The following is a 24,797-nucleotide window of genomic DNA, read 5'->3' on the forward strand; positions in this document are numbered from 1 at the left end:
CTCATCAAACCCGAACGAACGTATCGGCCCCCGCGTTGATCGACGCCCACTCCTCGCCCGCCTCCACCTGTTGCGTCATCTGCCACAGCGTGTTGATCCTGTCGTTCGACGTGCCGGGCTCGCACTGTCCGACCCACGCTGTGATCGCCTGAAACTGATCCCAGTGAACGACGAACGCAATCAAGTCGCCGTCGACGTAGCCGATCAGATCGCCGCTCGTCGAGCCGCCCTTTTCGCTGACCGCGCTCCTGTACGTGCCCGTCACGCTGTCGCCCGATTGCTCGATCTGCATCGTCGAGCCGAGCTCGTTCTTCCACGTGCCGGAGAAATCGATCGGCGTGCCGGTGCCGACCTTGACGCGCTTGAGCGCATGTTCCAATCGCTGCATCTTTCGCCTCCTTAATTTACGAGTCGACGGCAGCCGGCCGCCGGCGGGGCGCAGGTCGCGCCAAGGCTCTCGCTTTCTATCGGATCGCATGGGGCACGGACATAAAGAAACAGTAGTGCATCGCGCCCGGCGATGAGGCGGAATTTCGTCGCGCCATGACCGATACGCGAGCAGGTTTCGCGACGCGCGCGATGCAACGGGCTCGACTCGTCCGATTCGATGCGAGCGCGAAACGGCAAGCCGCCCGATCTCGAAGGACCGCGCGCAAAGCGCGTTGCCTACAACACGACCGGCGCGCTCGACAGCTCGTCGCCCGGCGCCCGGCGTGACGGATAGTGCCGCGCGAGCAGCGCGGTCACGCGCTCGATTCCATGGATCGAGCCCGCCTCGAAGCGGCCGCGCCGGAACTCGGCTTCCATCGCGCGGCAAATCTCTTCCCAGTCGTCGCTGTCGACGCGCGCATGTATGCCGCGATCGGCGACGATCTCGACGTCGTGATCGGCGAACAACAGATAGATGAGCACGCCGTTGTTGTGCTCGGTGTCCCAGACGCGCAGTTCGGAGAACACGTCGATCGCCCGCTCGCGTGCGGTCACCCCCTTGAAGAGCGTCGATGCGTGCAGCGCGCCCTCGACCGCGAAGCGCAATTGACCAACGTGCTTCCCGTGGCTCGCCCTGACCGCCTGCTCGATCTTGCCGAGCGTGCGCTTCGGAAACGCGGCGCCGACGCGCCAGCGCGTCATTAGCAGATGTCTCGCGATGCGTCCGATATCCATCACCACCTCCCGGACGCGCCGCCGCCGCCGAACCCGCCGCCGCCGCCGCGGAAACCGTCCTGTCCGCCGCCCCAGCCGCCGCCGCGGCCGCCGATGAACGGGCCACCGACGCGCGCGCCCATCCCGCCGCCGAACAGCGTGAAGAAGAGCGCGATCACGGACGCCGCGACCGCGACGAGCAGCGCGCCGGACAACAGCCATGCGACGAAACCGACCGCCCCGCCCGTGACGACCGAGCCCGCGAGCCGGCCAAACACCGCGCGCAGCACGCCGCCCGCGACGATCGTCATCACGAACAGCACCGGCAGCAAGCGGCCGAGCCCGCCGTCTTCGCCGTGCCGCACGCGCGGCGGCGGCAGCGGCTCGCCTTCGATCACGCGCATCATGCTGCCGACGCCCGCCGAGATCCCGCCGTAAAAGTCGCCGCGCCGAAAGCTCGGCGCGATGACCTCGTCGATGATGCGATGGCTCGTCGCGTCGGTCAGCACGCCCTCGAGGCCGTAGCCGACTTCGATGCGCAGCGCGCGATCGTTCTTCGCGACGATGAGGAGCGCGCCGTCGTCGACGTTCGCGCGGCCGAGCTTCCACTGCTCGACGACGTGAATCGAATACTGCTCGATCGTCTCGGGCTGCGTCGTCGGCACGATCAGGACGGCGATCTGGCTGCCCTTGTGCGTTTCGAAGTCCTTCAGCGACTGTTCGAGCGTCGCGCGCTGGGCGTCCGTCAGCGTGCCCGTCTCGTCCGTCACGCGCGCGGCGAGCGGCGGCACCGGCTGCTCTGCGCGGCAGACGCCGCCGCCGAGCGACGCGAACGCGAGGATGGCGAGGCACGCCGCACGAAAGCACTTCAATTCGAGGCTCCGGCGGCCGGCGCGGGCGCAGATCCGAAATCGACGCGTGGCGGCTTCGAGATCTCCGCCTCGTTCGCGACCGAGAAGTTCGGCTTTTCCCGGTAGCCGAACGCCATCGCGGTCAGGTTGCTCGGGAACGAGCGGATCGTCGTGTTGTAGGCCTGCACCGAGCGGATGTAGCGGTTGCGCGCGACCGTGATGCGGTTTTCGGTGCCTTCGAGCTGCGCTTGCAAATCGCGGAAGTTCGCATCGGACTTCAGTTGCGGATAGTTCTCCGACACGGCGAGGAGCCGCGACAGCGACGACGTCAGTTGCCCTTGCGCGGCCTCGAATTTCGCGAATGCCTGCGGATCGGACAGCAATTCGGGCGTCGCGCGAATCGAGCCGACCTGCGCGCGCGCCTCGGTGACGCGCGTGAGCACGTCGCGCTCTTGATTCGCGTAGCCCTTCACCGTGTTGACGAGATTCGGCACGAGGTCCGCGCGGCGCTGATACTGATTCAGCACTTCCGACCAGCTCGCCTTCACCTGCTCGTCCTGCACCTGGATCGCGTTGTAGCCGCAGCCGGACAACGCGAATGCGAGCACGGCCAGCATCGCGGCCCGGACCAGACGTGTCCACGCCACCGCGGCGCGCGGGATCGATGAGTGATGTCGCATCTGCTACCTCCGTTGCTGTTCACCGGGAAGGCGTCGCACCGATCGCGGACGGCCGGTATCGGACGGCCGGTATCGGATCGCCGGTATCGGATCGCCGGTATCGGATCGCCGGTATCGGATCGCCGGTATCGGATCGCCGCGTAGGCGTCGAATCGATGCTACGTATGCGGTTCCGGATCAACTTGATTTGCGTCAACAGTCGACAAGCGCGAGCGGGCAACTAGCACCGCGCGCGCTGCCGCTATTTCGAATCGTTGCACGATGCCCGTTCGAACCGCGCGGCGGCCGGCAAGCAACGGGGCTCGATTGAGGTATATCAATTCGCACCTTGCAACCGGCACTACAGTGGAATGATTACCCGCCTTCGAACGATGCTCAGGCTCCCGGAATGAAAGCGTTCGATCGATTCGCGATTGCAACGGTCGCCGCGTCGCATCACGATGCGATTCGGAATTGCTTGCCGTGCGCGAGCATCGGCGGATACAACCGGGCAGCCCGCGCATCGACGGCAATAGGTGTCGGCTGGCCGCTCGCGAGGCGCGTGCCGCCTGACGACGACACGCCGCGCGGAGCAGGACGATGATCACGCCCGGCCGCGCGATCGAGCATCGCGGTCGGCGCGGTCGCTGCGTTCGTGCTGCTGCCTCGCCGCCGTTACCATGTTCTTGGCTTCCTGCCGTATCTGTTGTTGCTCGCATGTCCGCTCGCCCATCTCGTCATGCGTCGCGGACATCGACACCGGCGCGCATCCGGGAACGATGCGCGTCTCAATTCCGAAGACGGCCATGAGCGGCACCGCTAGCGACACCGGCCCGCGAGCTTCCGTCTCCCGCGCTCACGAAGCCGGCTGGAGAAGCGCAACATCGAAAGACGATTCGAAGCCGCCACACGGCGCGGCGCCGCGATGACGCAGCGCGTCTCGCCGGAGCTCGCCGACGCGGGAGAAACCGACACTCACCGACGCGACTGGAGCGCTTGCCATGCACGACGCACATGCCCATCACGATCACCATCACGACACGAACGAACCGCGCGATCCGCATCGCGCGCACGTCACGCATGTCACGCACGATGCGGCGAAGCCCGGCGAAACCGTCGTCGATCCTGTTTGCGAAATGAACGTGCCGGTCGACACGAAACTCAGGCACGACTATCAAGGCCGGACGTATCGCTTCTGCAGCGAAACATGCCTGGCGACGTTTCGCGCGTCGCCGCAGAAATTCGTCGGGATGCCGAACCAGGCAGCCGGCGAATCCGCGACCAAGCCTGGCGAGATCTATACGTGCCCGATGCATCCGCAGATACGTGCGAATGCGCCGGGCAACTGTCCGATCTGCGGCATGGCGCTCGAGCCGCTCGCGCCCGGCGCCGTCGAAGAGAGGAATCCCGAGCTCGAATCGATGACGAAACGCTTCTGGGTCGGGCTCGCGCTGTCGGCGCCGCTCGTGCTGATGACGATGGGCCGGATGGTGTTGCCGTTCGACATCGGCATGGACATCGACGCGCGCCTCGCGCGCTGGCCGCTGCCGCCCGGGATAGCCGCGTCGTGGTCGCAATGCGTGCAGGCGGCGCTCGCAACGCCCGTCGTGCTGTGGGGCGGCTGGCCGTTTCTCACGCGCGGCTGGAAGTCGTTCGTGACGCGGCGGCTCAACATGTTCAGCCTGATCGCGCTCGGCGTCGCGGCCGCATACGCGTTCAGCATGTTCGCGCTGCTCTTTCCCGATGCGCTCCCGCAGGCGTTCCGCAGCGGCCGCGAGATCCCGCTCTATTTCGAGGCGGCAGCGGTGATCGTGACGCTCGTGCTGCTCGGCCAGGTGCTCGAATTGCGCGCGCGCTCGCGCACGTCGAGCGCGATCCGCGATCTGCTGCAGCTCGCGCCGCATACGGCGGTGCGCGTGAAGCCGGACGGCGCCGAGGAGACCGTGCCGCTCGAAGCGGTCATCGCCGGCGATACGCTGCGCGTGAAGCCCGGCTCGAAGATTCCGGTCGACGGCGTCGTCGTCGAAGGACACTCGAGCGTCGACGAATCGATGATCACCGGCGAATCGATGCCGGCCGAAAAGACGGAAGGCAGCAAGGTGACGGGCGCGACCGTCAACCAGACGGGCACGTTCGTGATGCGCGCGGAGAAAGTCGGCACCGACACGCTGCTCGCGCGGATCGTACAGATGGTCGCCGACGCGAGCCGCTCGCGCGCACCGATCCAGAAGCTCGCCGATCAGGTATCCGGCTGGTTCGTGCTCGCCGTCATCGCGCTTGCCGCGATCGCGTTCGTCGCGTGGGCGACGTTCGGGCCGGCGCCCGCGCTCGCGAACGCGCTCGTCATCGCGATCAGCGTGCTCATCATCGCGTGCCCGTGCGCGCTCGGCCTAGCGACGCCCGTGTCGATCATCGTCGGCGTCGGCCGCGGCGCGCGCGAAGGCGTGCTCATCAAGGATGCCGAAGCATTGGAGCTGATGGAAAAGGTCGATACGGTCGTCGTCGACAAGACGGGCACGCTGACGGAGGGCCGCCCGCGCGTGCAGACACTCGTCGCGCTAGAGGCGCGCGACGAGCGCGACTTGCTCGGCTATGCGGCGAGCCTCGAAGACGCGAGCGAACATCCGCTCGCGCAGGCGATCATCGAACAGGCGAAGCAGGCGGGCGCCGCGCGCACGCCGGTCGAATCGTTCGATTCCGTGCCGGGAAAAGGCGTGAAAGGCGTGATCGACGAACACGCAGTCGCGCTCGGCAACGCGCGCCTGATGGCGGATCTCGTAGTCGACTGCGCGTCCGTCGAAGCGGAGGCCGATCGCCTGCGCGAAGCCGGCCAGACGGTGATGTACGTCGCGATCGACGGGCGGCTCGCGGGCTACGTCGGCGTCGCGGACCCGATCAAGGAAACGACGCCGGACGCCGTGCAGCTACTCAAGGCATCGGGCGCGAGCATCGTGATGCTGACGGGCGACAACCCGGTCACCGCGAACGCGGTCGCGAAGGCGCTGTCGCTCGACGGCGTCAAGGCGGGCGTGCTGCCCGAGGACAAGTACCGGCACGTGCAGGCGCTGCAGCAGCAGGGGCACGTCGTCGCGATGGCGGGCGACGGCGTCAACGATGCGCCGGCGCTCGCGCAGGCGAATGTCGGCATCGCGATGGGCACGGGCACTGACGTCGCGATGAACAGCGCGCGGATCGTGCTCGTGAAGGGAGATTTGCGCGGCATCGCGCGGGCGCGGGCGCTCAGCGTCGCGACGATGAAGAACATCCGCCAGAACCTGTTCTTCGCGTTCGTCTACAACGCGGTCGGCATTCCGGTCGCGGCGGGCGTGCTGTATCCGTGGTTCGGCATCACGCTGAGTCCGATCATCGCGAGCGCCGCGATGGCGGCGAGCTCGGTGTCGGTCATCGGCAACGCGCTGCGGCTGCGTACCGTGAAAACCTGACGGAGCCCGCGCGGCGCGCAGCGGGCTTCGCGCGCCATCCTGCGGAGTGACGAGCCACGCAGGATGGCGGCCGCCGGCCCCGCGATCTCACGCCGTCACGACGGCCGGATGAAAGCCCGCGGCTTCGATGACGGCCGCCACACGCTCGGCGCCGAGCGTCGAGCCGACTTCGACGACCTTCGACGCGACGTCGACCGAAACGGTCGCCGACGGATCGACCGCCGTGATCGCCTGCGTGATCGCGTTCGCGCAGCCGCCGCACGACATGTCTTTCACTTCGAACTTCATGTTGCTTCTCCGAGAGATGTGAGATGACCGAAGAATGAACCTTCCCACAGTGGAAAGGTCAAGCGTCGGCGCTCAGGCGAGCGCTCAGGCGAGCGCTCAGGCGAGCGCTCAGGCGAGCGCTCAGGCGAGCGCTCAGGCGAGCGCTCAGGCAGGCGATCAACGAGCGAGCGGAGCCGCGTGTCGAACGCGGATTCGAGCGCGAGCGCCGCGAGATCGCGCGATGCGATCGTTGCGGCCGTGGCGGTCGTGGCAGTCATTGCGATCGCGACGGGCGATCCGCACGCCGCCTTCCACCGAGCAACGCGCGTTCGCCGCGATCGATATGCGGGACTCGCGCGTCAGCGCTTTGCCGGCGTCTGGCAGAGTGCGAGATTGTGCAGGATCGCGTCGCCCGTCGATCGATAGTTGTCGGCATCGCACGGTGGAAGGCCGAACGAATCGCTGTGCTCCCGCTGCGCGCGAACGGCGACCGTATCGGACAGCACGGCCACGCATCGCGCAGGGTCGCCGCGATGGTATTCCGTCAGCGCCAGGTCGCTCTTCGCCCGGTCCTGCTCGATCCAGTCCATGAAGCCGTTGCACTCGGCAAGCAGCGAGGTCAGCGTCGCGCGCGCCGCATCGTAGTCCCGCGCCGCGTACTGCTTGTGCGATTGCTCGGTGCGCACGGCCCGCGACTGGTCGGTGCACGCGGCAGGCGGGCGGCGATATTCGCCGTCGAACGACGCGCGCATGCCGCAATAGTCGCGGCACGGTTCCGAGCCGGACGCGTCCAGCTTGACGACGCCTTGCCCGCCGGACACGGCGATGCGGCATGCCTTGTCGCGATCGCCCACCACGCCGACGCGCCCTCTGAACGTGCCGCTCAGCGAGCAGGTATGGCAGTTGCCGCCGATCGTATCGAGGGTGAAGGCGCTGCCCTTGACGGTCAGCACGCCGTGCGCGCTGCCGCCTTCGACGTACAGATATCGGCCCGGCTCCACTGCGGAGCCGGCGGCGATCGCCGATGCGCTCGCCGACAACGCGGCCGCCACGACCGCCGTTCGCATGCGGATTCCCCAGTTCATTCGCTCCCCCCTCGTCGACGTACGGCGCAATGCGCGTGCGCCGCAACCGGTCGCATCGCCGATCGCCACGCGCGCGGCATCACGCCGAACCGCCCGCAAGCAGCCGCAGCCGCCGCGCCTGCCGCGGCAGCACGACGTACATTCCGCCTGCGAAATACCACACCAGCCGGATCGCCTGACCGAGCAACTGATGGCCATCACGGCGCAGCGGCCACGTCAGCGCATCGATCGGCAGCGACACGAGCACGCTCCAACCCACCGTCGTCAAGCCGACCAGCACCGCTTGCTGGACCGTCAGCCGGTCGGGCGCGCTCAACTCGTGCACGGCGAAACCCTTGCGCACCATGTATCCGGTAATCGGCACGCAAACCAGGAAGCAGACGACGACGGCGGCGATGCCGACCGCGATGAGCAGAGCGGACGGCGGCCGATGACCGGACACGGAACGGGTTTGCCACGCCCCAAAAGCGACGACCGCGACGCCGGCGATCCACACCGGCACGTTCGCGACCATCTGACGCCACATGCAGGACCACCACACCGACAAGCGTCGGCCGAACGTCATCGACGGAAGCATCTGGAACATATCAACCTCCATTCTTGTGATCTATTCTGCGAACGCGCGAATGCGGCGGCGTCCAACGGTTGATGCTTATCGCACGGCCGGAGGCTTCATTCCCGGCCTTGCGGCGCGGGCACGCGAGCTGCCCGCCGTTTCGCGCTTGGCCGCGCGCGGCCCGCGCGATCGCCGCGCGGGCGTTTTCGTTCGAATCGGCCGCACCGCTTTCCCGCGGCGGAGGCGAACACATCGGTTCGCTGCCGGCCGCGCGCGGCGGCGCGGCGCGGGCGTCAGTTGCCGCCCTGGTCTTCCTTCAGTTGCGGCAGCGCCGACGACTCGCCCGCCGCCAGCAGGCCGACCTGCGAGTAGATGCGCAGCTTCTCGCGCGTGTCGGTGATGTCGAGATTGCGCATCGTCAGCTGGCCGATCCGGTCGCGCGGCGAGAACGTCGACTGCACCTTCTCCATCGACAGGCGTTCCGGCTGGTACGTCAGGTTCGGCGAGCGCGTGCCGAGGATCGAGTAATCGTTGCCGCGACGCAGCTCGACCGTCACTTCGCCCGTGACCGCGCGCGCGACCCAGTGCTGCGCGGTTTCGCGCAGCATGATCGCCTGCGGATCGAACCAGCGGCCCTGATACAGCAGGCGGCCGAGACGGCGGCCGTTCTCGCGATACTGCTCGATCGTGTCCTCGTTGTGGATGCCGGTGACGAGGCGCTCGTACGCGATATACAGCAGCGCGAGCCCCGGGGCTTCATAGATGCCGCGGCTCTTCGCCTCGATGATCCGGTTCTCGATCTGATCGCTCATGCCGAGGCCGTGACGGCCGCCGATCCGGTTCGCTTCGAGCAGCAGCTCGACCGCATCCTTGAATTCGACGCCGTTCAGCGCGACCGGGCGGCCCTCCTCGAAGCGGATCGTCACTTCTTCCTTGTCGATCTTCACGTCGTCGCGCCAGAACGCGACGCCCATGATCGGATTGACGATCTTGATGCCGCTCTCGAGGCTCTCGAGATCCTTCGCCTCGTGCGTCGCGCCGAGCAGGTTCGAGTCGGTCGAATACGCCTTCTCCGCCGACATCTTGTACTCGAAGCCTGCCTGACGCATGAATTCGGACATTTCCGTGCGGCCGCCGAGTTCGTCGATGAACTGCTGGTCGAGCCAGGGCTTGTAGATTTTCAGGTCCGGGTTCACGAGCAGGCCGTAGCGGTAGAAACGCTCGATGTCGTTGCCCTTATACGTGCTGCCGTCGCCCCAGATGTTGACGCCGTCTTCCTTCATCGCGGCGACGAGCATCGTGCCCGTCACGGCGCGGCCAATCGGGGTCGTATTGAAATACGTGACGCCGGCCGTCGAGATGTGGAATGCACCGCATTGGAGCGCAGCAATCCCTTCGGCGACGAGCTGCGCGCGGCAGTCGATCAGGCGCGCGCCTTCGGCGCCGTACTGGATCGCGCGCTTCGGGATCGCGTCGTAGTCGTCTTCGTCGGGCTGGCCGAGGTTGGCCGTGTAGGCGTAAGGAACGGCCCCCTTGATGCGCATCCAGTGCAGCGCGGCGCTCGTGTCGAGGCCGCCGGAGAACGCGATGCCGACCTTCTGGCCGGCCGGGAGATTTTCAAGAATCGTGGTCATGACGAAAACCGTTCAATCAGTTGGAAGGGGGAATTTCGCGGAATCCGAGAGTATCGGCTGTGCCTGATTATGAGGCAAGTCTCGCGCGAGCCTCGTGTGGGCCGGAGATCGGGCCAGATGTCGAAGCAGCGCCTCGCGCCTCGGACGTCCGTCGCCGTTGTCGGACCGGCGCGACGCGCCGGTCCGATCGCACGTCACGCGTCGCCCGGTTCCTTCTGCCGCAGCGTGACGAATTCCTCGGCCGCGGTCGGATGGATGCCGACCGTCTCGTCGAACTGCGCCTTCGTCGCGCCCGCGCGGATCGCGATCGCGACGCCCTGGATGATTTCCGCCGCATCGCGCCCGACCATGTGCGCGCCGACGACGCGCTGGCTGTCACGCGCGACAACGAGCTTCATGAACGTCTTCTCGTCGCGGCCGGACAGCGTGTGCCGCAACGCCCTGAACGACGTCTTGTAGATGTCGACAGCGCCGAACTCGGTGCGCGCATTCGCTTCGGCGAGCCCGACCGTCGCGACCTCCGGCTGGCTGAACACCGCGGAAGGAATGTAGCGATGGTCGGCCGCGATCCGCTTGCCGCCGAACAGGTTCGCCGCGAGCAGCATGCCGTCGCGCGTCGCGACGGGCGTGAGTTGCGGGCGCGCGGTGACGTCGCCGATCGCGTGGATCGACGGCACCGTCGTCGTCGAATACGCGTCGACTTCGATCGCACCGTCCGCATCGCGCGCGACGCCGACCGCTTCGAGCCCGAGTCCGTCGCAATTCGCGACGCGTCCCGTCGCATACAGCACCGCGTCGTAAGGGCCATGCTCGCCCGTCGCGAGCTGGAGCGTCAGCGCGCCGTCGGCGCCGCGCACGATCGCCTCGACGTTCGCGCGCGTATGGATCGCCATGCCCTGCTTCGTCATCTCGTCGTGCAACACGCGCCGCACGTCGTCGTCGAAGCCGCGCAGGATCTGCTCGCCGCGATAGAACTGGTCGACGTCGACGCCGAGCCCGTTGAAGATGCCCGCGAATTCGACCGCGATATAGCCGCCGCCGACGATCGCGATCCGCTCGGGCAGCTCGGGCAGGCTGAGCGCCTCGCGCGACGTGATCGCGTGCTCGATGCCGGGAATCGGCGGCATCACCGGCCGCGAGCCGGTCGCGACGCCGATGTGCCGCGCGGTGACGCGACGCCCCGCGACGTCGACCGTGTGCGCGTCGACGAACGTCGCGCGCCCCGTATGGATCTCGACGCCGGATTGGTTCAGCAGATCGGCGTAGATGCCGCTCAGGCGCCCGATCTCGCGGTCCTTCGCTTCGATGAGCGCCGGCCACGAGAACAGGCCGATGTCGAAGGTCCAGCCGAAGCCCGCCGCGTCCTCGACGTCATGGCTGTAATGCGATGCGTAGACGAGCAGCTTTTTCGGAATGCAGCCGCGCAGCACGCAGGTGCCGCCGATCTGCTCTTCTTCCGCGATACCGACGCGCGCGCCGTAGGATGCCGCGATTCGGCCCAAGCGCACGCCGCCCGAGCCCGCGCCGATGACAAAGAGATCGTAGTCGAATTCCATTGCGTCGCCTGATCGAAGTCTCGATCAGGCGACGATAACAAGATTTCGCCATTCTTGCGGCGCCGCGCGCGCGCACTGTCATGCACCGCAATCATCTGCGGATTCTCCGATGCAAAAAAAAACGGAAGGCAATGCCTTCCGCTTCGTGTCGCGCGAAGCCTTCGCGCCGACGCGTTACGCCTGCGACGCGTCGCTGTCCGGCGCGGCCGTGCTGTCGCCGCCTTCCGCCGCTTCGTTGTCGTCGTTCTTCTTTTCGACGAGATTCTCGAGCGCCTCGGCGCCCTTGAAGCCGGCGACCGCGGCCGCGGCCTTCGTCAGCAGACCGGCATCCGGATCGACCTTCTCGGCCGCCTCGACGGCCGCCACCGCGCCTGCAATCTCACCTACCGTATTCAAGATTCCCATCGCAATCACCGTTTAGGTTGAACGTGAGCGAGCATGATTGCATGGACATTCATGCAGCGCCGCGTTTGTAACATTCGGTAGCGCCCGTTACGTCGGCACGACCGCTCGCGAGAACCGACGCGGATGACGCCGGCGAATGCGCACGTTCCACCGAACGAGGAACGCACGTGCGGCGCGCGACCGAAATCGATCGCGACGCCGCGCGCAAGCAGCTTAGCTCACTCGCGCCTGCGCAACTGTCAAACTATGTCGGAAGGATTTCGGCTGGCTTTCATTCGCAGGAATCCTCTACTTTTCTTGCCCGCGCCGCAGCGCGCGACGTTCATCGCGCGCGCGTTTCCGTTCATTCGCTCGCACCGGATGCGGGCGCGGCGGCCGCGTCTGCGGTGCTTGCCGACACACCGGACGCAGCCGTCGCCGTGGCGGCCGCATCGTTGGTCTTGCTGCTCACTTCGTCGTCGTCCGTCCTCGTGCATGCGGCAACCAGCAATACGGCCATCATCGATGCAGCCCACGCGTAACGCTTCATCCTGTCGCTCCGTTTGAAATCGAATCGTCGGAAAACGGCCGGCCGCGCGCCACGAACGGCTGCATGCGCCGGCTACCTGAAAAACGCCATCTGCACGACCTTCACGATCACGAGCCCGACCGCGAGCACGAGATAGCCGCGCAGCACACCCATCCAGATGCGCGTCGACAGCGTGATCCGCGGCGCCGGCAGCGCGTCGAGCGGCGGCATCCGCCACGTGTCGCGCAGGCGGCGGTCGAAGCCGGCGTCGGCCATCTCGTTCGCGCCGCCGGCACGCTTGCGCACCACGAGCGTCGCCACGAGCCCCGCCATGGCGAGCAGCGTGCCGCCCGCGAGCACCTCGAGCATCGTCTCGCCGCTCATGTCCGGATACATCACGGACGCCGTCAGGATAATCGACAACATCACGAGCACCCAGATCACCGCGCCTGTAAACAGATTCAATTTTGTCGAGTTGACCCACGGACCGAGTACGGCGCGGTCGTTGCACAGCAGGAGCAGGAACACCGTCGCGCTCGGCAGCAGCACGCCCGCGAGCGTCTGCACCGCTTCCGTCAGCAGGCCGAGCGGACTGCCCGGAATCAGCACGAGCCCGGCCGCCGCGGCGACGATGCCGAAGTAGACGAGATAGAAGCCCTTCGCATCCGACACGCCGCGATGCAGCGAGTGGCGAATCTTGAACACGTCGCCGATCGCGTACGCGGTCGCGAGCGACACGGCCGCCGCGCCGATGATGCACGCGTCGAGCAGCGCGATTGCGAAGAGCGTCGCGCTCGTGTGACCGGCGTACTTCGCGAGGCCGGCGATCACGCCGCCCGCGTCGGTGAAGTTGCCGGCTTCCGGACGACCGTCGTAAAGCGCCGCGCAGAACGAGATCATCGCGATCGCGCCGATCATTACGAACACGATGCCGATCCAGAGATCCGCCTTCTCGTACTTCATGAAGCGCGGCGTGATCCGCTTGTCGATCACGTAGCTCTGCTGGAAGAACAACTGCCATGGCGCAATCGTCGTTCCGACGATGCCGATCACGAGCAGCATCACGTCGGAGAGCTTCGCGTGCGCGGGCCAGGTCGGCGCGAACAGATCGCGCGTCATCTGATGCACGGGCGGATGGATCGACACGAGCACCGGCACGAGCAACAGGCTCAACACGCAGAGCACGACCGCGAAGCGCTCGAACCGGCGAAAGTCGCCCGTGCTGACGGCCGCCATCGTCAACGCAGCGGCAATGCACACGCCCGCGACCTTCGACACGCCGAAGAAATCGAGCACGAACGTGATGCCGATGAACTCGGTGACGATCGTCAGCGCGTTCAGGATGAAGAGATCGACCACGCTGAACGCGCCCCAGAACTTGCCGAAGCGCTCGAAGATGAGGCGCGCGTGGCCGACGCCCGTGACGGCGCCGAGACGCAGCACCATCTCCTGGTTCACGAACAGCACGGGCACGAGCAGCAGCAGCGTCCACAGTAGCGTCGTGCCGTAGTTCTGCCCCGCCTGCGTGTAGGTGCCGAACGCGCCGGCGTCGTTGTCGCCGACCATCACGATGAGGCCCGGCCCGAGGATCGCGAGCAGCGTGCGCACGCGCGCCCACCAGCCGCTGCGCGGCGCCGTGTCGTGATGCGCGATCGTGCCGAACGCGCCCCGGATGTCGCCGATGTGCGCGTGGTCGAGGACCGCGCTGCGCTCGATGGCGATGGGCGGCGAGACGTCGGTTGGCGTTGACATGTTGTTTCTCCGAATGCGTGTGGTGATCGTCGAAGCGCTTCGCCGGCATGCGCATACGCAAGCGCCGCCACGCGGCGGCATCGCTTGCGTATGCCGAAGCACGCTGCTGGCGTCAGGAAATCAGTTTTTTCAGACGCTGCCAGATCGAAGCGGAGGCCGGCTTGACGGTGGATTCGAGCGACAGCATCGCGTCGTACTGGACGCGCGACTCATCGACGTGCGGCAGTTGCGACAGAAGCAGACCGAATTGCATGATGATTCTCCGGGCGCGGGTTCTCGCGCATGGCGGGAAGCCGCGTGCTCGAAGCTCATGCGCGCGATGCGCTTATCGATCGAGCCCTACGCGCTTCCCTTGATGATCGAAATCGAAAAGATCCAGGGTGCGGCATATGGGATAACTGTCACTGTCCGGCATGTCGGCTCCTTGTCGAAGATAGGGTCGCGACGCGCACACGCGTGCGACGAATACGCACGCGTGCATGCGCGCTCGGCGCTGCCGTCACGCGGCGACGCCAAGCGAACGCGCGCCGCGAATCGGGTTCGCGGCGAAGGCCGAACGGGCGCGCGAAAACGCAGCGCTCATGCGGCGCAAATCAAGGGTGCACGGGGAGTGGTACTGCGAACTGCGACGCGCACCGTCTGCCTGATCGGCTAGACGGCGGCAATGAAAAAGGCGCGGACGTCTTGTCGTTCAGGCGAAAAAACTGCTCGAAGGTCGACTACTGCAAGTGTCCAAGGCGTATGCCCCTTTTGTGGAGATGGGCGGATTCTATGGATGTGATAACCCGAAAGTCAATGCTGATTGTCAGCATCGCTGAAAAAAATTTTGGCGCTTCCGGCACTGTAAGTTTTTACGCGATGAAACCGTGCCCTTTGCTTTCGTTCCGCCGAAAACGGAAGCCGGATCGCAAACCTTGGCACCGCGTCGCACGGCGCTTGCCGCGCGCATCGCCGAATGCCGCGCATGCTGACCGATTCGGTATTTTTATCCGGTTTTTACTTGCGCCCCCATGTACGGCACGCATACAATCCGCCGCAATTCGTCACAGAAGGAGAGTCCCTCGTGGACACGTCCCCCAGTTGTAGCAGTCCGACGCCGGTCGAAACCGGCAACGCAATCGCGAGATAGCCGCCTGGATCTCCCTCGCCGCTAGCTCGCTTGGGTCGAGTTAGCGCGCTTCATCGCCGGCGGCGTCCGTCCGCCCGTCCGCAGCACGCTTCCTCTGTTTGGGTCTCGTCGCAAGCCGCCTCCTGGCGCGCGAGCGATGTCTTACGTCGTCCGGTGCATGCCGGAACGGACGGGAGCGGAGTCATGCTTGTTCAATTCTTCAAGGCTAAGCTCGGGCGCTATGCCCATCTCGCGAGCCACCGGATCGTCGTCGCGCCGATCTCGCCGCTCGCGCATGCGGCAGACGCATCGAGCAACGGCACGCTGCCGGGCGCGGGGATTCTCGGGCGGCCGGTCAACTGCGCGATCGTCGGCGCCATCGCGGCCGCCGTCGCGCTCGTCGCGCTGCTGTCCGCGTCGGGCGACCACACCAGCCTGAATCAGGCCGTGCGCGTCAGCTGGTGGTTCTCGTAAGCACCGGCGAGCCCGCCGGTTCGCCGTGCCCGGCGGGCAAACTCAAGCGGCAAGCGGACGGTATCCTCGGCCGCATTCAACCAAGCCACGATTCGTCATGAAGAAAACCATTCATCACATGCTCGTCAAATCCGGCGTCGTTTCCGGCCTGCCGTTGCTGCTGTCGCTCGGCGTCGCGCAGCCCGCGCTCGCGCAGGCGGCCGATGCCGCGCCGGCGCCGGCCGAAAACTCAGCGCCAGCGGCGGCCGCCGCGGAAAGCCCACCCGCCGCGCCAGCCGCACGAGCTGCCGAGGCCGCTCCCGCACCGACGGGCTTCTGGGAACGTTCGAACCTGCTCGGCGACATGGGCGGCCTGCGCAGCAAGCTCGGCGATCACGGGATCACGCTGAACCTGCAGGAGACGAGCGAATACCTGCGCAACCTGTCGGGCGGCACGCACCGCGGCGGCGCGTACGACGGCCTCACGCAATTCGGCTTCAGCGTCGACACCGAAAAGGCGATCGGGCTGCCCGGCGGCACGTTCAACGCGTCGGGTCTGCAGATTCACGGCACGAGCCTCACGTCGCGCAACCTGCAGTTGCTGCAGACGGCGAGCGGCATCGAGGCCGAAGGAGCGACGCGCCTCTGGGAGCTCTGGTATCAGCAATCGTTCGCGGGCGGCCGCGCCGACGTGAAGATCGGCCAGCAGAGCCTCGATCAGGAATTCATGGTGAGCCAGTACGCGGGCACGTTCATCAACGCAACGTTCGGCTGGCCCGTGCTGCCCGCCGTCGACATGCCGGCGGGCGGCCCCGCGTATCCGCTGTCGTCGCTCGGCGTCAGGCTGCGGTATAAACCGTCCGACGCGTGGACGGTGATGGCGGGCGTGTTCGACGGCAATCCGGCGGGCGGCATCGGCGATGCGCAGCGACTCAATCGCCACGGCACGAACTTCAACGTGCACAACGGCGCGCTCTTCATCGGCGAGCTGCAGTACGCGCTCAACGCGCCGCCAGCCGATCCGAAGGCGCCGCAGCCCGCTGGCCTGCCCGGCATGTACAAGCTCGGCGTCTGGTACAACTCCGAGCGGTTCGACGATCCGCGCTACGACACGAACGGCGTATCGCTCGCCGATCCGGCGAGCAACGGCATCGCCGCGACGCATCGCGGCAACTACGGCGTCTATGCGGTCGCCGACCAGATGGTGTGGCGCCCGAGCGCGGACAGCCCGCGCTCGCTCAACGTGTTCGCGCGCGTGATGGGCGCGCCCGGCGATCGCAACGCGGTCGACTTCGCGCTGAACGCGGGCGTCACGCTGAAGGCGCCCTTCGCGGGACGCGACAACGACACCGCGGGGCTCGCCGTCAGCTACGCGAAAGTTGGCTCGCATGCGCGCGGCGTCGACGGCGACACCGGCGTGTTCACGACGCCGGGTTATCCGGTACGACGCGCGGAAACGCTCGTCGAAGCGACGTATCAATATCAGGTGACGCCGTGGTGGCAATTGCAGGCCGACTTCCAGTACGCGTTCCGGCCGGGCGGCGGAATTCCCAATCCGAACGAGCCCGGCTCGCGGATCGGCAACGAAGCGATCGTCGGCGTGCGCACGACGATCATCTTCTGACTCGTTTCGCCTCCGTCATCTTGCAGGCCTTTCGGGTTTTGCGCGCGCGCCGTTCGCCGCGGCGCGGCGCGCATTCGCCCGTCGCTCGCACGCTGTCAAATCGCTTAAACCGATTTGTCACCGGAATGCCATCAGAAAGTCGGCTCCGCGCCTTATCGTGACTCGCCCGGCCGCGCGCAAGCGGTGCTCCGCGTAACCGAGCGATTGCGGAGTGCGGCCGGATACGGCATGCTGAGCCGGTCGTCCGCCCCACACGAACGCCCGGCCTGGCGCCTCCCGACGAGAGTCGCATTCACGCGGAGCTATCAGCTTGTCCTGTTTCGATCTCGCCGTTCGCCGCCACGATCGCTCGAACGATCGCGCGGCAGCCGCTCGCATGCGCCGTCGCATTCGCGAGACCGCACGATGAAGACGCTGGCGTGGCTCGCCGGCACCGTCGCCGCGCTGCTCGCGGCCGAGCTGATCTCGTTCGGCGACGTCGGGCATTTCGTCGCGCTGCTCGCCGTATCGCTCGCCGCGCCGTGCGTGCTTGCCGCCGTGTTCGGCTGCGCGTACACGCTGTTCGCAGGCATGCTCACGCAGCGCTTTTTCGCACGCGCGCCGCACGAACCGCGACACTGCCCGCCCGTGACGATCGTCAAGCCGCTGCACGGAACCGAGCAGGCGTTGTTCGCGAACCTCTCGAGCTTTTGCGAGCAGCGCTACGACGGTCCGATCCAGTTCCTGTTCGGCGTGCACGATCGCGACGATCCCGCGCTGCATGCCGTCGATGCACTGCGCCGCGCGTTTCCCGACGCGCACGTGACGATCGTCGCCGACGCGCGCCTGTACGGCCCGAACCGCAAGATCGCGAATCTCGTCAACATGCTGCCCGCCGCCGCGCACGACGTGCTGATCTTCGCGGACAGCGACGTGAGCGTCGGCCCCGACTACGTGCGCCATATCGTCGGCGAGCTCGACGAGCCGGGCGTCGGGCTCGTCACCTGCGTCTATCGCGGCCGCCCCGATCCGGGTTTCTGGCCGCGCGTCGAGGCGCTCGTCACCAATCATCAGTTCCTGCCCGGCGTCGTCGCGGGCCTCGCGCTCAAGCTCGCGCGGCCCTGCTTCGGCCAGACGATCGCGATGCGCCGCGCGACGCTCGACGCGATCGGCGGCCTCACGCAGTTCGCGCACCATCTCGCCGAGGATCACGCGATCGGCGAAGCCGTGCGCGCGCGCGGTGAGCGGGTCGCCGTGCCACCGTTCGCAGTCGAGCACGGCTGTGTCGAGACGCGCGCCGCGCAGCTCGCCGCACACGAATTGCGCTGGAGCCGCACGATCCGCGCGGTCGACCCGGGCGGACATCTCGGCTCGCTGCTCACGCACCCGCTTGCGCTCGCGCTGCTGGGCGTCGTGCTGTCGCACGGCGCCGCGTGGGCGTGGCCGCTCGTGCCCGTCACGCTCGCCGTGCGCATCACCGCGAAATGCATCGTCGATCGCGCGACGAAGCGGCCGGTGCGCGATCTATTGCTGCTGCCGCTCGCGGATCTGATCGCATTCGGCATCTTCGTCGCGAGCTTCTCGTCGTCGCGCGTGATCTGGCGCGGCTTCAGCTTCGACGTCGACCGCGACGGCCGCCTGTGCCCCGCGCCCGAAAAAAGCCCGAACGCCTGATCGGCGCCGCGCGCCCGCAATACTTTTCTTCGTCATGCAAAACGAACCGAACCGACCACGAACCGCTCCTCACGCAACGCTCAACCGACGACTGATGAAACACGCGGGGCGCGTCGCGGCGCTCGCGGGCCTCGCGATCTCGCTCTGGCTCGTCGCACGCGACAATCCCCGCGCGGTGCTCGACCTGATGCGCGCGGCCGGCATCGGGCTCGTCGTCGCGGCCGCCTCGCACCTGCTGCCGATGCTCGCGAACGCGAAGGACTGGCAAACGCTGATCGCGCGGCCGGACCGGCCGAGCCTGCGCGCGATGCTGCGGCTCGTGTGGATTCGCGAGTCGGTAAACGGCCTGCTGCCCGTCGCGCGCATCGGCGGCGAGCTCGTATCGTTCCGCCTCCTGCGCGCGCACGGCCTGACGGCGCCCGCGGCAAGCGCGAGCCTCGTGTCCGACATGCAGTTGACGCTGATCAGCCAGGCGCTGTTCGCGCTCGCGGGCGTCGGCTATCTGCTCACGCGCGCGACGTCGGACACGCTGCGCGTCGCCGGCATGTTCGCGTGGGGGCTCGCCGCGCTCGTGCCGCTCCTGATCCTGTTCGCGCTCATACAGCACGCAAAGCCGTTCGAGCGCGCGATGCACGCGCTCAATCGCATCGCGGGCGGCCAGCTCGCGTCGCTCGTCGAACGCTCCACGCAGATCGACGATGCGCTGAAGGCAGTCTGGCGTCGGCGCGGCACCGTCGTGCGCTATCTGTTCTTCTGGCAGCCGCTGCAGCATCTCGCGACGTCGCTCGAGATCTGGCTCGCGCTGCATTTTCTCGGCACGCCCGTGTCGCTCGTCGACGCGCTCGCGATCGAGGCGCTGATCCAGGCGCTCAGCAGCGCCGCGTTCTTCGTGCCGGGCGGGCTCGGCGTGCAGGAAGGCGGCTTCGTGCTGATCGGCGGCGCGCTCGGACTCGATCCGGCGACGTCGCTCGGACTCGCCGGCGCGCGGCGCATCCGCGATCTGCTGATCTTCGTGCCGGGCCTGTTCGCCTGGCAGTTCGCGGAAGCGTCGGTCGCCACGAGCACCTCGTAGGCGATCGACGCGATTCGTCGCGCAACGCGCGATCGCCGTCACGCCACTTTCAGTTTCCGCGTGCATGATCGGGCGCGGCCGTCCCGCATCTCGCGTAGGCGAGCACGACCGTGCGCGCTGCCCAATGCATGTTCGCGCACCGACGCATCACATCGAACGCCGCAACAATCGCACCGATTGAAGCCACGCGCGAATCACGGCGAAGCGGTGCCCACGCTGCCGGCAGGGCGACGCTTTCCCGTTGCGCCGAATTCGAGTAACGTTTGCGAGCCATTGGCGGAATCGAGGACCGCCGGATCGTGACGGGCAACCGATCACGCTCCACAACCACTACAAGACTTCACAACAAAAAAGGAGGAGGCATGCGATGGCAATACCCAACCGCGGCCGCGCTCGCGATCGCGGCATTCGTGTGGGCCTGCGTGCGGATCGTGTCGACCGATGCCGCGCCCGCCGCCGCGCCGGCTGAGCAAACGGCATCGACCGCTCCCGCCGCGCGGGCGAACGCATTCACCCTCGCGTCATCGGCGACGCCGCGCCCCGCGCCGCCGCCGCTTCCCTCTCGCGTCACCGAGTACATCGCGCACGAATACGCGGATTCGGCCGTCACGCGCGAAGCGCTCACGCAGATCGCATACGGCTGGAGCGAAGCCGTCCACGATGTCCACGATCCGGGCGACGCAAAGTTGGCGGGCGACGCGATCGCGAAGGGCATCGCGTGCGCGCTGAGTGCACGCGTGCTCGTAAGAGCGGGCGTCGACCAGCAGACGATGCTCGACCGTATCAAGAGCACGCGCGCGATCATGCTCGACACCGAAGCCGACACGCTCGCGTACATCCGCTTCCAGTCGCTTGCGGGCGGCCAGTTCTACGACGATCCCGGCCCCGCATCGTGCGGCTTCAATCCGACGTCCATGCCGAATTGAGCTTACCGACGCTGTAGCGCTTCAACCACCACCGGAGGGAACCATCGATGAAAAAGTTAGTGACGCTGATGATTGCCGGCGCGCTGGTCTCGCTGCCCTACTCGACGAGCCTGAGCGCCGCGCAGACGACGGCCGCCGCGACTGCCGCACCCGGTTCCGCGATCGTGTTCGTCAACGGCATCAACAACACGTTCGACGATGCGATCGCGAGCCTGCAGGTGCTGAAGAACGAACTGAACGCGCGGAACACGAGCAATGCGTACGTGTACGGCAACGCGTACAACGCGACGCAAGGCACGTTCAACGACTTGTGGCAGGTATTCATGCAGAAATCGGTCGAAGGCACGAGCCCGGCGGATTTCTGGCGTGCGATCGACGGCGGTACGATTCCGGCGGGCGGCATGGACACGGCGCTGCAACAGAAATACATCGACATCCTGACGAAAAGTGAGATTCCCGAGCTGCCGGATCATCTGAACCAGTACCGCACGTATCTGCAGCAGAACCGCAAGGTCGTGCTCGTCGGCCACTCGCAGGGCTCGCTGTATGCGAACTTCGAGATGAACCTGCTGATCACGGGACCGGAGCGCGCGCAAGGCAAGATCAGCTCGGTGAACGTCGGCAATGCGGCGCGCTATCTGCTGCCGGGCTCGAGCTATCTGACGTCGTCGTCGGACATGGTGATCGGCAGCCTCGGTCTCGTTCAGACGGTATTGCCGTCGAATTTTTCGCTCGGCATGCATCTGTTCACCGATCCGCTCGGCCATTCGTTCACGAAGATCTACATGAACCAGTCGTTCACGGCGGCCAGGCAGATCCTCATGCAGGTGTTGCAGCAAGCGGGCAGCACGGTGACCGCCGCGCGTTGAGCCGGCACGGCGTGACGGCGCGCGCGGCGACGCGGGCGCTGCCTCGGGTGCACGCGTGATGCGGACGCCGCGCATCGATGCCGAAGCGCGGAACGCCGAGACACGTCGACGAAAAGGCTCGCTCGCGCGGTAATGCCGTTCAGTTGAGATCAAAAAGGCCGCTCCGATTGATACCGGAGCGGCCTTTTTCCTTGGTTCTGCAAGGCCAGGCCACGGCGAACCACGCTTAACTGAACTGCATTGTCGCTCGCGCGGGCCTTTTCACTGGATCTGCGCGACGTCGGGCCGCTCAGAAGATGTTGCGCAGACCGATCGCGACGCCCGTCTGATTGCTGCGGCCCGGCAGTTCGACCGTCGCCGCGCCGTTCACCTTGTTGAAGTCGACGGCGCCGTAGATCTCGGTGCGCTTCGACAGCGCGTACTCGACGAGGCCGACGACCGTGTAGCGGTTGCCGCTGTCGAGCTGGCCGTTCGCGACCGTCGCGTTGCGCATCCGATCATAGTAGAACGCACCCGTCAGCGTGAGCGCGGGCGTCGCCTGCCAGCTCACGCCGGCAAACGGACCGTCGTCGATCCGGCCCGTGCGCTTCGGCGCGCCGTTCGTGAAGAGGCCCGGTTGCTGCGCGAGCAGCGAGTCGACGAAGCCCGTGTCGTCCTTCGAATGCAGATAGCCCGCGTAGATCTTCGCCTTGCTGAACGCATAGACGACGTTCGCGTGATAGATCGTCTGCTTGCGATTCGAGTTGTCGCTGTTCTGCTGGACGCCCGCCGCGACGCTGACGGGCCCGGCGACATACGACAACGAGAAGCCGTACATGTTGCCCGCGCCCGTGTGGCCGGGGATCTGGCCGGAGAAGCCGCCCGCGCCCGTCGACGATGTCGAGTCGGTGCCGAACGAGTACATCGCACCGATCGTCAGGCCGCCGAACGTGCCGCGGTATTTGACCGAGTTGTCCGTGTACAGGCCCGCGCCGAGCGCAACCGGCAGCCACGCGTTCTCCAGATAGTTGCCGACCGTCAACGGATCGTACGTGTCGCTCAGCAGATCGAACAGCACCGTCTTCTGGCGGCCGAGCGTCACGGTTCCGTACTGGCTCGACAGGCCGACGTATGCGGCGCGATTGAAGATGCGCTTGCTGTCCGAGAACGAGCCGTCCTGCAAATTGACGCCGCTCTCGAGGTTGAAGATCGCCTTCAGGCCTCCGCCCAGGTCTTCGCTGCCGTGCAGGCCGATGCGGCTGTTGGTGATCGCGCCGTTCGTCATGAAAAAGCGCCCGTCGTTCTGCGCGTTCGAGTTGCTCAGGTAGCGCAGGCTCACATCCGCGACGCCCCAGAGCGTCACCGAACTCTGCGCCATCGCCTGCTGGCCTGCGATCGCCAGCGTCACCCCTCCTACCAGTCCCGCAATCTTGGTGGTTTGCTTCATGAGCTTTCCTTTGTGCATTGTCTCCATCTCTTCTCCGGCCACGGCCGCGGCCGACTCCGCCGCGCACACGTGCCGCTTGCGGCGAGCTCACGAATCATATGACGATGTAAGCTCTGTAAAAAATAAACGCCGCGAGAATCGCGGCGTTGTAGTCGTGGCGCAACGGTGCGCGCCGGCCAACGGCGTTCGGATGCTCAGGCGCCCTGCGCATCGCGCTCGCAAAAGCGCAAGCGGTTGCCGAACGGATCGGCGATCTGCATCACCCGCCCCCAGTCGTGTCGCTCGATTCCCGGGCGCGCATACGGATAGCGCTTGGCGTTCAGCTCGGCGGAAAGCGCGTCGATGCCTTCGAGCGGCACGAAGACGGTCGAGCCCGGCGTCGCGTCGCCGTGATGCTCGCTCAGATGCAGGACCAGATCGCCGCGCCGCACTTCGGCGTAAAGCGGCAAGCCGGGCTCGAAGCGATGCGCCCATCCGACCGCGAAGCCCAGGAAATCGACGTAGAACTCCCTTGCCTTCTGCTCGGAGAAGATGCGCAGCACCGGAATCGCGGAAGAAAACTGCATGGATGCGACCTCGCTATCGTTGTTGTTCGATGCGTTCGATGGATTCGCCACGCCGAGCATCCCGCGCGGCGGCGTCAGTCGCGTTGCACGGCGACACCCGCATCGTAACGCGCGCGCCGGACGATTTCAGCGAACGCCGCGACGAGCAGCAGCACCGCTCCCCACAACGCGCCGTCGCCGATCGCGCGCGTGACGAAACCGCCCAGCACCGCGCCCGCGAGAAAGCAGAAACTGATCACCGCGAGGAGGCCCGAGTCATGCAGCGCAAGCGCGTCGTAGCGCGGGATCAGGCCGGCGAACAGCAGTTGCGCGGCACGCCGCAGGTTGCCCGTCGTCATCACCGACGTGTACGACAGATCCTCGAGATGCGTGAACGACAGCGTCTGCAGCGTCGCGGCGAACGAGATGCCCGGAATCAGCCACGCACTCGACATCGCGGGCCAGCCGCTCGACGCGAACGCGAGAAAAACGATCTCGACGATCAGGCTGATGAACGCGGTGTGCCGGATCCAGCCCTTTTGCGCGGCGAGGCCGAACGTATGCGCGACGAACACCGCGATCACGAACCCGACGAGCGGCGGCACGTGGTGCAGCGCCTGCGCCCAGCCGCCTGCCGACAGGTTGATCCCGAGCAGCGCGACGTTGCCCGTCATCGTGTTCGCGAACACGTGGCCGTGGCCGACGTACGTGTACGCGTCGAGATAGCCGCCCGACAGCGTGAGCAACGACGCAACCGTCAGGTTGCGGCTTGCGGCGTCGAGATTCATCGTCCGTCGCGCGCCGCTCAGACCTTCTTCAGATAGCACGCCTTCAGCATGAAGTTGCCGGCGTCCATCTTGCAGTCGACTTCGTGATCGCCGCCAACGAGCCGGATGCTCTTCACCTTCGTGCCCATCTTCAGCGTGATCGACGAACCCTTCACTTTCAGGTCCTTGATCAGCACGACCGCATCGCCGTCGGCGAGCACGTTGCCGTTCGCGTCCTTCACGACGGCGGACGCGTCGTCATCGGCGGCGCTCGCCTCGCCCGCGATCGGCCATTCGTGTCCGCAGTCCGCGCAAATATAATGTTCGCCGTCCGGATACGTGTTTTCCATTGCGCATTGCGGGCAGGCGGGAAGCGTCGACATGGTGTTGCAACCTTATTTGCAGTTGATCGAATGCGTGAAAGTATACTCGCCCGCTTGTACGCACCGCCCGCACCCGGCGATCCGTCTCACGATTCACTGCATCCGCCTTGCC

The 24,797-nt window shown here is 66.6% G+C and carries 24 protein-coding genes and 1 pseudogene; 10 read left to right on the plus strand and 15 right to left on the minus strand.

Annotation, left to right across the window (positions count from 1 at the left end):
* Positions 1 to 4: 4 nt before the first annotated feature.
* The 4 genes from WS69_RS17395 to WS69_RS17410 all read right to left on the minus strand — a co-directional run bounded on the left by WS69_RS17395 (position 5) and on the right by WS69_RS17410 (position 2,674).
* Positions 5 to 388: an avidin/streptavidin family protein gene (locus WS69_RS17395; RefSeq protein ID WP_059471941.1), complete on the minus strand. Its 384-nt coding sequence runs from the start codon at positions 386 to 388 to the stop codon at positions 5 to 7.
* A gap of 278 nt (positions 389 to 666) precedes the next feature.
* Positions 667 to 1,164 (minus strand): TPM domain-containing protein, encoded by a 498-nt coding sequence (locus WS69_RS17400; RefSeq protein ID WP_059471942.1) that lies wholly within the window; start codon positions 1,162 to 1,164, stop codon positions 667 to 669.
* Entirely contained in the window at positions 1,164 to 2,015 is an 852-nt protein-coding gene (locus WS69_RS17405) for a TPM domain-containing protein (protein WP_059471943.1), read from the minus strand. Before WS69_RS17405 ends, WS69_RS17400 begins: the two co-directional genes overlap by 1 nt.
* Positions 2,012 to 2,674, minus strand: coding sequence for a LemA family protein (locus WS69_RS17410; protein WP_059471944.1), 663 nt, complete (start codon positions 2,672 to 2,674; stop codon positions 2,012 to 2,014). The genes WS69_RS17405 and WS69_RS17410 overlap by 4 nt, the downstream gene beginning before the upstream one ends.
* A 634-nt stretch (positions 2,675 to 3,308) precedes the next feature.
* Between WS69_RS17410 and WS69_RS34840 the strand changes: the two genes are divergently transcribed.
* On the plus strand, positions 3,309 to 3,476 hold the full coding sequence (locus WS69_RS34840; RefSeq protein WP_231747155.1) for a DUF2933 domain-containing protein: 168 nt from the start codon (positions 3,309 to 3,311) through the stop codon (positions 3,474 to 3,476).
* 178 nt (positions 3,477 to 3,654) lie between these two features.
* A complete protein-coding gene (locus tag WS69_RS17425; RefSeq protein ID WP_059471947.1) occupies positions 3,655 to 6,096 on the plus strand; it encodes a heavy metal translocating P-type ATPase in 2,442 nt (813 codons plus the stop codon).
* 87 nt (positions 6,097 to 6,183) lie between these two features.
* Here WS69_RS17425 and WS69_RS17430 read toward each other — a convergent pair whose 3' ends face one another.
* From WS69_RS17430 to WS69_RS17455, 6 genes are all read right to left on the minus strand, one after another.
* Positions 6,184 to 6,384, minus strand: a complete 201-nt coding sequence (locus WS69_RS17430; protein WP_059471948.1) for a heavy-metal-associated domain-containing protein — start codon at positions 6,382 to 6,384, stop codon at positions 6,184 to 6,186.
* A gap of 338 nt (positions 6,385 to 6,722) precedes the next feature.
* Positions 6,723 to 7,430 carry a hypothetical protein gene (locus WS69_RS17435; RefSeq protein ID WP_059471999.1) on the minus strand — a complete coding sequence of 236 codons (708 nt, stop codon included), beginning with the start codon at positions 7,428 to 7,430 and terminating at the stop codon, positions 6,723 to 6,725.
* A 97-nt stretch (positions 7,431 to 7,527) separates the two neighbouring features.
* A complete protein-coding gene (locus WS69_RS17440) occupies positions 7,528 to 8,034 on the minus strand; it encodes a hypothetical protein (protein ID WP_059471949.1) in 507 nt (168 codons plus the stop codon).
* A 263-nt stretch (positions 8,035 to 8,297) separates the two neighbouring features.
* Entirely contained in the window at positions 8,298 to 9,638 is a 1,341-nt protein-coding gene (argG, locus tag WS69_RS17445) for an argininosuccinate synthase (protein ID WP_059471950.1), read from the minus strand.
* A gap of 194 nt (positions 9,639 to 9,832) precedes the next feature.
* Entirely contained in the window at positions 9,833 to 11,194 is a 1,362-nt protein-coding gene (gene gor / locus WS69_RS17450) for a glutathione-disulfide reductase (protein WP_059471951.1), read from the minus strand.
* Positions 11,195 to 11,368: 174 nt separating this feature from the next.
* Positions 11,369 to 11,599, minus strand: coding sequence for a hypothetical protein (locus tag WS69_RS17455; RefSeq protein WP_059471952.1), 231 nt, complete (start codon positions 11,597 to 11,599; stop codon positions 11,369 to 11,371).
* 167 nt (positions 11,600 to 11,766) lie between these two features.
* On the opposite strand from WS69_RS17455, the gene WS69_RS33455 reads away from it, so the two are divergent.
* Positions 11,767 to 12,120, plus strand: coding sequence for a hypothetical protein (locus tag WS69_RS33455; RefSeq protein WP_156438199.1), 354 nt, complete (start codon positions 11,767 to 11,769; stop codon positions 12,118 to 12,120).
* An 80-nt stretch (positions 12,121 to 12,200) separates the two neighbouring features.
* Here WS69_RS33455 and WS69_RS17465 read toward each other — a convergent pair whose 3' ends face one another.
* A complete protein-coding gene (locus tag WS69_RS17465; protein WP_059471954.1) occupies positions 12,201 to 13,859 on the minus strand; it encodes an NRAMP family divalent metal transporter in 1,659 nt (552 codons plus the stop codon).
* On the opposite strand from WS69_RS17465, the gene WS69_RS34195 reads away from it, so the two are divergent.
* The 7 genes from WS69_RS34195 (at position 13,858) to WS69_RS17495 (ending at position 21,564) form a co-directional block, all read left to right on the plus strand.
* Positions 13,858 to 14,514: a hypothetical protein gene (locus WS69_RS34195; protein WP_197419276.1), complete on the plus strand. Its 657-nt coding sequence runs from the start codon at positions 13,858 to 13,860 to the stop codon at positions 14,512 to 14,514. The genes WS69_RS17465 and WS69_RS34195 overlap by 2 nt on opposite strands.
* Before the next feature lie 657 nt (positions 14,515 to 15,171).
* Positions 15,172 to 15,441, plus strand: a complete 270-nt coding sequence (locus tag WS69_RS17470) for a hypothetical protein (protein ID WP_059471955.1) — start codon at positions 15,172 to 15,174, stop codon at positions 15,439 to 15,441.
* A 97-nt stretch (positions 15,442 to 15,538) separates the two neighbouring features.
* Positions 15,539 to 17,044: a carbohydrate porin gene (locus WS69_RS17475; RefSeq protein WP_059471956.1), complete on the plus strand. Its 1,506-nt coding sequence runs from the start codon at positions 15,539 to 15,541 to the stop codon at positions 17,042 to 17,044.
* 405 nt (positions 17,045 to 17,449) lie between these two features.
* Positions 17,450 to 18,697, plus strand: a complete 1,248-nt coding sequence (gene hpnI / locus WS69_RS17480; RefSeq protein ID WP_059471957.1) for a bacteriohopanetetrol glucosamine biosynthesis glycosyltransferase HpnI — start codon at positions 17,450 to 17,452, stop codon at positions 18,695 to 18,697.
* Between the two features lie 91 nt (positions 18,698 to 18,788).
* Positions 18,789 to 19,769: an HpnL family protein gene (locus tag WS69_RS17485; RefSeq protein WP_197419275.1), complete on the plus strand. Its 981-nt coding sequence runs from the start codon at positions 18,789 to 18,791 to the stop codon at positions 19,767 to 19,769.
* A 362-nt stretch (positions 19,770 to 20,131) separates the two neighbouring features.
* Positions 20,132 to 20,695, plus strand: coding sequence for a hypothetical protein (locus WS69_RS17490; RefSeq protein WP_059471959.1), 564 nt, complete (start codon positions 20,132 to 20,134; stop codon positions 20,693 to 20,695).
* A 59-nt stretch (positions 20,696 to 20,754) separates the two neighbouring features.
* Positions 20,755 to 21,564 (plus strand): hypothetical protein, encoded by an 810-nt coding sequence (locus WS69_RS17495; RefSeq protein WP_059471960.1) that lies wholly within the window; start codon positions 20,755 to 20,757, stop codon positions 21,562 to 21,564.
* 289 nt (positions 21,565 to 21,853) lie between these two features.
* Here WS69_RS17495 and WS69_RS17500 read toward each other — a convergent pair whose 3' ends face one another.
* The 4 genes and pseudogenes from WS69_RS17500 to WS69_RS17515 all read right to left on the minus strand — a co-directional run bounded on the left by WS69_RS17500 (position 21,854) and on the right by WS69_RS17515 (position 24,685).
* A complete protein-coding gene (locus tag WS69_RS17500; protein ID WP_059472000.1) occupies positions 21,854 to 22,990 on the minus strand; it encodes a porin in 1,137 nt (378 codons plus the stop codon).
* A 194-nt stretch (positions 22,991 to 23,184) separates the two neighbouring features.
* Entirely contained in the window at positions 23,185 to 23,556 is a 372-nt protein-coding gene (locus WS69_RS17505) for a glyoxalase superfamily protein (RefSeq protein WP_059472001.1), read from the minus strand.
* A gap of 13 nt (positions 23,557 to 23,569) precedes the next feature.
* Positions 23,570 to 24,323: pseudogene (locus WS69_RS17510) on the minus strand (YoaK family protein).
* 17 nt (positions 24,324 to 24,340) lie between these two features.
* Complete coding sequence (locus tag WS69_RS17515) at positions 24,341 to 24,685, minus strand: zinc ribbon domain-containing protein YjdM (protein WP_059471962.1); 345 nt, start codon at positions 24,683 to 24,685, stop codon at positions 24,341 to 24,343.
* Between the last annotated feature and the right edge of the window lie 112 nt (positions 24,686 to 24,797).

It is taken from the genome of Burkholderia sp. BDU5 (assembly GCF_001522845.1).
GTDB lineage: Bacteria > Pseudomonadota > Gammaproteobacteria > Burkholderiales > Burkholderiaceae > Burkholderia > Burkholderia mayonis.